At 62.4% G+C, this 7505-nt stretch carries 7 protein-coding genes; 3 read left to right on the forward strand and 4 right to left on the reverse strand.

Annotated features, from left to right (window positions below; translation table 11 throughout):
• Positions 1-25: 25 nt before the first annotated feature.
• From dnaK to hrcA, 3 genes are all read right to left on the reverse strand, one after another.
• Positions 26-1957: a molecular chaperone DnaK gene (dnaK, locus tag VCB98_RS08375; RefSeq protein WP_346051645.1), complete on the reverse strand. Its 1932-nt coding sequence runs from the start codon at positions 1955-1957 to the stop codon at positions 26-28.
• Positions 1958-2045: 88 nt separating this feature from the next.
• Positions 2046-2642 (reverse strand): nucleotide exchange factor GrpE, encoded by a 597-nt coding sequence (grpE, locus tag VCB98_RS08380; RefSeq protein ID WP_346051648.1) that lies wholly within the window; start codon positions 2640-2642, stop codon positions 2046-2048.
• An 81-nt stretch (positions 2643-2723) separates the two neighbouring features.
• Positions 2724-3782 (reverse strand): heat-inducible transcriptional repressor HrcA, encoded by a 1059-nt coding sequence (gene hrcA / locus VCB98_RS08385; protein WP_346051650.1) that lies wholly within the window; start codon positions 3780-3782, stop codon positions 2724-2726.
• Positions 3783-3927: 145 nt separating this feature from the next.
• Here hrcA and VCB98_RS08390 point away from each other — a divergent pair, with 145 nt between their 5' ends.
• Both VCB98_RS08390 and recN read left to right on the forward strand, forming a co-directional pair.
• Entirely contained in the window at positions 3928-4824 is an 897-nt protein-coding gene (locus VCB98_RS08390; protein WP_346051652.1) for an NAD(+) kinase, read from the forward strand.
• A gap of 52 nt (positions 4825-4876) precedes the next feature.
• Positions 4877-6544 (forward strand): DNA repair protein RecN, encoded by a 1668-nt coding sequence (gene recN / locus VCB98_RS08395; protein WP_346051654.1) that lies wholly within the window; start codon positions 4877-4879, stop codon positions 6542-6544.
• A gap of 18 nt (positions 6545-6562) precedes the next feature.
• Here recN and fur read toward each other — a convergent pair whose 3' ends face one another.
• Complete coding sequence (gene fur / locus VCB98_RS08400) at positions 6563-6991, reverse strand: ferric iron uptake transcriptional regulator (RefSeq protein WP_346051656.1); 429 nt, start codon at positions 6989-6991, stop codon at positions 6563-6565.
• 75 nt (positions 6992-7066) lie between these two features.
• On the opposite strand from fur, the gene VCB98_RS08405 reads away from it, so the two are divergent.
• Positions 7067-7390 carry an outer membrane protein assembly factor BamE gene (locus VCB98_RS08405; protein ID WP_346051658.1) on the forward strand — a complete coding sequence of 108 codons (324 nt, stop codon included), beginning with the start codon at positions 7067-7069 and terminating at the stop codon, positions 7388-7390.
• The last annotated feature ends 115 nt before the right edge of the window (positions 7391-7505 follow it).

Genomic DNA, 7505 nt, shown 5'->3' on the forward strand with positions numbered 1-7505 from the left:
CCGCACATGCTGCCGCCTTGGTGGCTTACTTGCGGTTTTCCTTCACTTCCTCGAATTCCGCGTCCACCACATCGTCGTCCTTCTGCTCACCCTCGGCCTGTTCACCGGCTTCGGCGCCCTCAGCGCCGGCCTCGGCGGCCTGTTCCGCATAGGCCTTCTGGGCAAGCTGACCGGCAGCCTGCGTCAGGGCTTCCGTCTTGGACTTGATTGCATCAATGTCCTCGCCCTTCATGGCTTCCTCCAGCTCGGAGATCGCCGTCTCGATCTGCTCCTTCTCGCCATCCTCGGCCTTGTCACCATGCTCTTCCAGCGACTTGCGGGTGGCGTGGATCAGGCCATCGGCCTGGTTGCGCACTTCCACCAGTTCCTTGAAGCGCTTGTCCTCTTCCGCATGCGCCTCGGCGTCGCGGATCCGCTCTTCGATCTCGTCTTCCGACAGCCCGCCGGAGGACTTGATCTCGATCCCCTGCTCCTTGCCGGTGGCCTTGTCCTTGGCGGACACATGGAGAATACCGTTGGCGTCGATATCGAAGGTGACTTCGATCTGGGGCACGCCACGGGGGGCCGGCGGAATGTCGGTGAGGTCGAAGCGGCCCAGGGACTTGTTCTGGGCAGCCTGCTCACGCTCACCCTGGAGCACATGCACGGTCACCGCACCCTGGTTGTCCTCGGCCGTGGAGAAGGTCTGGTTGGCCTTGGTAGGGATGGTGGTGTTCTTCTCGATCAGCTTCGTCATCACGCCGCCCAGCGTTTCGATCCCCAGGGACAGGGGCGTGACGTCCAGCAGCAGCACGTCCTTGACGTCACCGCCCAGCACGCCGCCCTGAATGGCAGCACCCACGGCCACGGCTTCATCGGGGTTGACGTCCTTGCGCGGGTCCTTGCCGAAGAAGCCCTTGACCGCTTCCTGCACCTTGGGCATCCGGGTCTGACCACCCACCAGAATCACGTCATCCACATCGTTGACCGACAGGCCGGCATCCTTGATGGCCGTCTTGCAGGGCTCGATGGTGCGCTTGATCAGGTCTTCCACCAGGGATTCCAGCTTGGCCCGGGTGATCTTGATGCTCAGGTGCTTGGGGCCGTCGGCATCGGCGGTGATATAGGGCAGATTCACTTCGGTCTGCTGGGAAGAAGACAGCTCGATCTTGGCCTTCTCGGCCGCTTCCTTGAGGCGCTGCATGGCCAGCGGATCCTTGCGGATATCAACGCCCTGCTCCTTCTTGAACTCCGCGGCCAGGTAATCGATCACGGCCTTGTCGAAGTCCTCACCACCCAGGAAGGTGTCACCGTTGGTGGACAGCACCTCGAACTGGTGCTCACCATCCACTTCGGCGATTTCGATAATGGAGATATCGAAGGTGCCACCACCCAGGTCGTAGACCGCCACCTTGCGATCACCGCGCTTCTTGTCCAGACCATAGGCCAGCGCCGCGGCGGTGGGCTCATTGATGATCCGCTTCACTTCCAGACCGGCGATTCGCCCGGCATCCTTGGTTGCCTGGCGCTGGGAGTCATTGAAGTAGGCCGGCACGGTGATCACCGCCTCGGTGACTTCCGAACCCAGATAGTCCTCGGCGGTCTGCTTCATCTTCTTCAACACCCGCGCGGAAATCTCCGGCGGTGCCATCTTCTTGTCCTTGACCTGTACCCAGGCATCGCCATTGTCGGCCTTGACGATCTCATAGGGCACCATGTCGATGTCCTTCTGCACCACGGCATCGTCAAAACGACGACCGATCAGGCGCTTGACCGCGAACAGGGTGTTGTTGGGGTTGGTTACCGCCTGACGCTTGGCGGACTGCCCCACCAGTTCCTCGCCTTCCTTGGTGAAAGCGACGATCGACGGCGTGGTGCGATCCCCTTCACTGTTTTCAATGACCTTGGTCTCACCACCTTCCATGATGGCAACACAAGAGTTGGTGGTACCCAGGTCGATGCCGATAATCTTAGACATAGCCATATCTCCAAAAAATGCGCTGATAATTCCTGATGACTTACTGGAATACTCTCTGCCTGCCTAGATGGGGGCGGCGGCGACGGTTTCAAGCACCCTCGCCGGAATCCCCATCGGCATCGCCTTCGGGCGACCTGGCCACGATCACGCGAGCGGGCCGGAGCAGACGGCCATTCAGCAGGTAACCCTTCTGGATCACGTGAATGACCGAGTCGGGTTCATGCTCGGCGCTTTCCTGCATGGTCATGGCCTCGTGGAATTCGGGGTTGAAGGGCTCGCCTTCCGGATTGAGCTCGGCAATGCCGACCTTTTCCATTGCCGTGATCAACTGCCGCAAGGTCATTTCCTTGCCCTCGCGGAGCTGCTCCAGGGAAGGATTGTCCCCTTCAACGGCCTTGAGGCCCATCTCCAGGCTGTCCTTAACATCCAGCAGCTCGGCGGCCAGCTTTTCGATTGCGAACTTGCGGGCGTTCTCCACATCCCGGCGGGCCCGCTTGCGGACATTTTCCAGCTCGGCCAGGGTACGCAGATTGTCGGCCTTGGCATTCTCGAGGGCCTCGCGGGCCTCGGCCAGTTCCGCCTCCAGATCGGCCGGGCCGGCCTGACGGCCCTCATCGTCGGCAGCATTTTCCGCCGTCACTGGGTCGCGCTCTTCTTCCCGAGCGTGAGATTGCTCTTCAGCCATGTGCCATAACCTCTTGAGAAAAAAGATTTTCTGCCTCGGCGACTACCGAGGGATGCAAAGTTTCTGAGGGGAATCTGGGACCTACTGGCGGGAATTCAAGGCATGCCCGAGCAATCGCGCGGTCATATCAACAATTGGGATCACTCGCTCATAGGCCATTCGGGTGGGGCCGATGACGCCCAGCACGCCCACCACCTCATCTTCCGCACCGTAGGGGGCGGTCACCACGCTGCAGTCATCCAGCACCCGGTAGCCGGACTCCTCGCCAATGAAGATCTGCACCCCGTCGGCGGCAATGGCCTGATCCAGGAGGTGGAGAATATCCCGTTTCTGATTGAAGGCCTCGAACAGCCGCCGCAGCTTTTCCACGTCAGACAGCTCGGCAAACTCCATCAGATTGGTTTCACCGGCCATCACATAGCCATTCTGGTTGACGTCGCCATCGTCGAAGACCTCGCCGGCCATCTTGATGGCGGTCAGCATCAGTTCGTTCATGCTCTTCCGGGCCTGCTGCATCTCCTCCAGCAGGGCACGGCGCACCTCGGTGAGATCCCGCCCGGCAAACTGGGCGTTGAGATAATTGGCCGCCTTCTGGAGCTGGTCCCGGTCATAGCCGCTTTCCAGATGAAGAATGCGGTTCTGGACATCCTGGTCGCTGAAGACCACCACGGCCAGGACCCGGGACTCGGACAGGGGCAGAAACTCAATCTGCTGCCAGGTGGCCCGCTCACGCCGGGGCAGCGTGACCACACCGGCCAGGCGGGTCACTCCGGAAAGCAGGGTGCTGGCCGAACTGACCAGGTTCTGGAAATCCCCGTCCTGATTCCTGAGCCCCAGCTCAAGGCGGCTGACCTCACGCCGGGTCAACTTGCGTACGGTCAGCAGGGTGTCGACAAAGAAGCGATAGCCCTTGACGGTGGGGATCCGGCCGGCGGAGGTATGAGGCGATTGCACAAAGCCCATTTCCTCCAGGTCGGCCATCACATTGCGGACGCTGGCCGGACTCAATTCCAGCCCGGACTGGCGCGACAATGAGCGGGAACCCACCGGCTGGCCTTCGTGGATGTAACGTTCCACCAGAGTCTTGAGCAGGTGCTGGGCTCGGGTGGAAAGCTGAATGTCCATGGCCTCGTGTCGCATGCTCATTCCAGAGGGGATCGAATCCGGTTTTTAGCACTCCAACAAGCCGAGTGCCAGACTGGCGGAAAATTAGCAGTGGCTTCACAATACTGTCAACTGCCGGGCATCAATAAATCCCCAACACACAGGAATTTGGACCAACTTCATGGCACAGGAATTCCAGCACATCGGACTGGTGGGCAAGAGCGGCGACCAGCGCGTCTCGCGCGTATTACTGCAACTGGCGGAACTGCTGAAGTCCCGCGGCCTGCGAACCAGCCTGGATGCAAGGATCGGCGAGACCATGGACGGCTGGCCCCATGAGGTCGGCAGCCTGTCCCGGCTCAGTCGGGAAGCGGATCTGATCATCGTGGTGGGTGGCGACGGCACCCTGCTCAACACGGCCCGCCAACTGGCCGACCACCCCGTTCCCCTGGCCGGAATCAACCTGGGGCGGCTGGGCTTTCTCACCGATATCGCCGCCGAGCAGGCAAGTGACGGCGTGGCCAGCATTCTCGATGGCCAGTTCCAGCGCGACGAACGCCGCATGCTCGACGCCCGCATCATGGATGGCGACCAGGTCGTCAGTCAGGACCTGGCGCTCAATGATGTGGTGGTCCAGAAAGCCGATGGCGGGCGGATGATCGAATTCGAGGCCTGGGTGGATGACAGCTTCGTTTCCCTGCACCGGGCCGACGGCATGATCGCCGCCACGGCCACCGGCTCGACTGCCTACGCCCTGTCCGGTGGCGGCCCCATCCTCCACCCGGACGTGGACAGCCTAGCCCTGGTGCCCATCTGCCCTCACACCCTCAGTGATCGCCCCCTGGTCCTGCCCGGCCAATGCCGCATCCGCTTCATTCTGCGCGGCAGCCCCGACGGCATTGCCCAGGTCAACTGGGACGGCCAGCAGACGGCAACACTCAAGGCCGGGCAAACCCTGGAGATTACCCGCTCCGAACGCATCACCACCCTGCTCCACCCGCCCGGTTATGATTACTTCGCGCTGCTGCGCTCCAAACTCCAATGGGGCCGGGCCCAGAACGGGACTGTTCCCCGTTGAGCTTTGATATGCTCTTGAGCCCAAACCACAAACGGGGAAGCCGGGGATCAAAATGCTGACCCATCTAAGAATCAAGGACTTTGCCCTGATCAGTGAGCTCGACCTGGAGCTGACCGGGGGACTGAATGTGCTGACCGGGGAAACCGGCGCCGGCAAGTCGATTCTGGTCGATGCCATTGGCCTGGTCCTGGGTGACCGGGCCGACGCCGCCGTCGTCCGTCATGGCCGCGAGCGCGCCGAGATCAGCGTGGAGTTCGACCTGCACGACGACCCGGAAACCAGGGAATGGCTGGTCCAGGAAGAGCTCGACGACGAAGACCAATGCCTGCTGCGCCGAACCATCAACCGCCAGGGCCGCTCACGCGCCTATGTCAACGGCCACAAGGTGCCGGTGCAGCAACTCCGGCGCCTGGGTGAACGGCTGATGGACATCCATGGCCAGCATGAGCACCAGTCCCTGCTCAAGACGAAGACCCAACTCGCCCTGCTGGACCAGTATGGCGACCATGCCGCTGCCCTGGAGAGCGCCGATCAGGCCTGGCGGGACTGGCAGGATGCGCGCGAGAAGCTGAACCGGCTCGAGGAAGATGCCGGCGGTGGCGAGGCCGGCATCGACTACCTCAGGCATCAGGTTCGGGAACTGGAGGCGCTGGAACTGGAACCCGGCGAGCTGGAATCGCTGGAAGCCGAGCACGAGCGCCTGCGTCACGGTGGCCGGCTCTTGGAAGAAGGTCAGCAGGCCCTGACCATGGCCTATGAGGGTGACGGCAGCACCGCCTCCGAGCTGCTCAGCCAGGCCCTGTCCCACCTGGAATCCCTGACTGAACTGGATGCCCGACTGGAACCGGTCCGTGCCGGCTTTGAACAGGCCCGTATCAGCATCGATGAGGCCAGCGAGGAACTGCAGCGTTACCTGAGTGATCTCGACCTGGATCCCGCACGCCTGAACTGGGTCGCCGACCGGATCGGCTCGGCCCACGAACTGGCCCGTAAACACCGGGTGGAGCCCGAGGCCCTGCCCGCCACCCTGGACGGCATGCGCGAACGGCTGGATGCCATCGAACACGCCGGCGAGCGACTGGCCGAGGCCCGCGAGGCCCTGGCCCAGTGCGAAGAACGCTGGCATAAGGCGGCCAGGAAGCTCAGCCAGGCAAGACAGAAGACGGCCGCGACCCTGTCCGGGAAAGTCACCGACGTGATGCAGGGGCTGGGCCTGGACGGCGGGCGCTTCGACATCGAGGTCACGCTGGAGCCGAGCAGCCCCCGGCGCGGCGGCGGTGATCAGCTCAATTTCCAGGTCTCGATGAACACCGGACAGCCCTTGCGGCCCCTGGCACGAGTCGCCTCGGGCGGTGAGCTGTCCCGCATCGGCCTTGCCATTCAGGTGGTGGCGGCCCGGCGGGCCAGCATCCCGGCGATGATCTTCGACGAGGTGGATGCCGGCATTGGCGGTGGCGTGGCCGAGATCGTCGGCCGGGAACTGCGGCGCCTGGGGGCCCGCTGCCAGGTCCTTTGCGTCACCCACCTGCCCCAGGTGGCCTCCCAGGGCCACCACCATTTCCGGATCGGCAAATCCACTGACGATGGCGAGACCTATACCCGGGTCGAGCCCCTGAGCGATGGGGACCGGGTGGAGGAACTGGCGCGCATGCTGGGTGGCACCGAAATCACCGACACCAGTCGCAGCCATGCCCGCGAAATGATGGAGAAAGCCGGCTGATATTTGACTCGCGCGAGGCTAGCTTTCTTCGCTTGTCTGTCCCTGGCATTCCGGGCAAATGCCGTAAATGTAGAGGGAGTGGTCGGTCATCCGGTAGCCGCGGCTTTCGGCGATGTGGACCTGGCGCGCCTCGATGACATCGTCCACGAACTCATCCACCCGACCGCAGTTGACGCACAGAATGTGGTCGTGGTGCTCGCCCTCGTCCAGTTCGAAGACCGACTGCCCGCCCTCGAAATGATGGCGGGCCACGAGGCCCGCGCTCTCAAACTGGGTCAGCACCCGATAGACGGTCGCCAGCCCAATCTCCTCGCCGGCGTCCAGCAGAGCCTTGTAGACGTCCTCGGCGCTAAGGTGGCGTTTTTCGTCATTGGCCAGAATCTCCAGGATCTTCATTCTGGGAACGGTGACCTTCAGGCCCACCTTGCGCAAATCCTGAGTTTCCATCCTGCCTCCACTGGTCATGGGGTTCGCTGATGACGTATTATCACGCATTACCCTCAACAGACGGAAGATGCCGCGATGATGCGAATTTTGAGAGTCGCCGCCGCCCTGGGTCTGCTGACCTTGCTGATGGCCTGCGTCTATCGCCAAGACATTCCCCAGGGCAATTTCCTGCGGGATGACGATGTGGAGCAAGTGGAAGTGGGCATGACCCGCTCACAGGTCCGCTTCCTGCTGGGCACCCCCATGCTCAAGGCCCCCCTGCACCAGGACCGCTGGCTGTACCACTATTTCGTCGACAGCCAACGGGAACACCGGAATCGGGAACGCTTCCTGGCCGTCTATTTCGATGAACAGGGACGCGTAAGCAATATCCGCAAGGAACGGACCGAAGATAGCTGACCCCCCTTCCAGAGAGCAGGGAAGCTCCGCCAGGAACCTCTGATCAGCCCTTGCGCGTCCACAGTTGACGCTGAGAGCGTCTGATTCAAGGCGCGTTGCGCAGCACAGTAGCAGC

Source organism: Natronospira elongata (assembly GCF_034931365.1).
Lineage (GTDB): Bacteria > Pseudomonadota > Gammaproteobacteria > Natronospirales > Natronospiraceae > Natronospira > Natronospira elongata.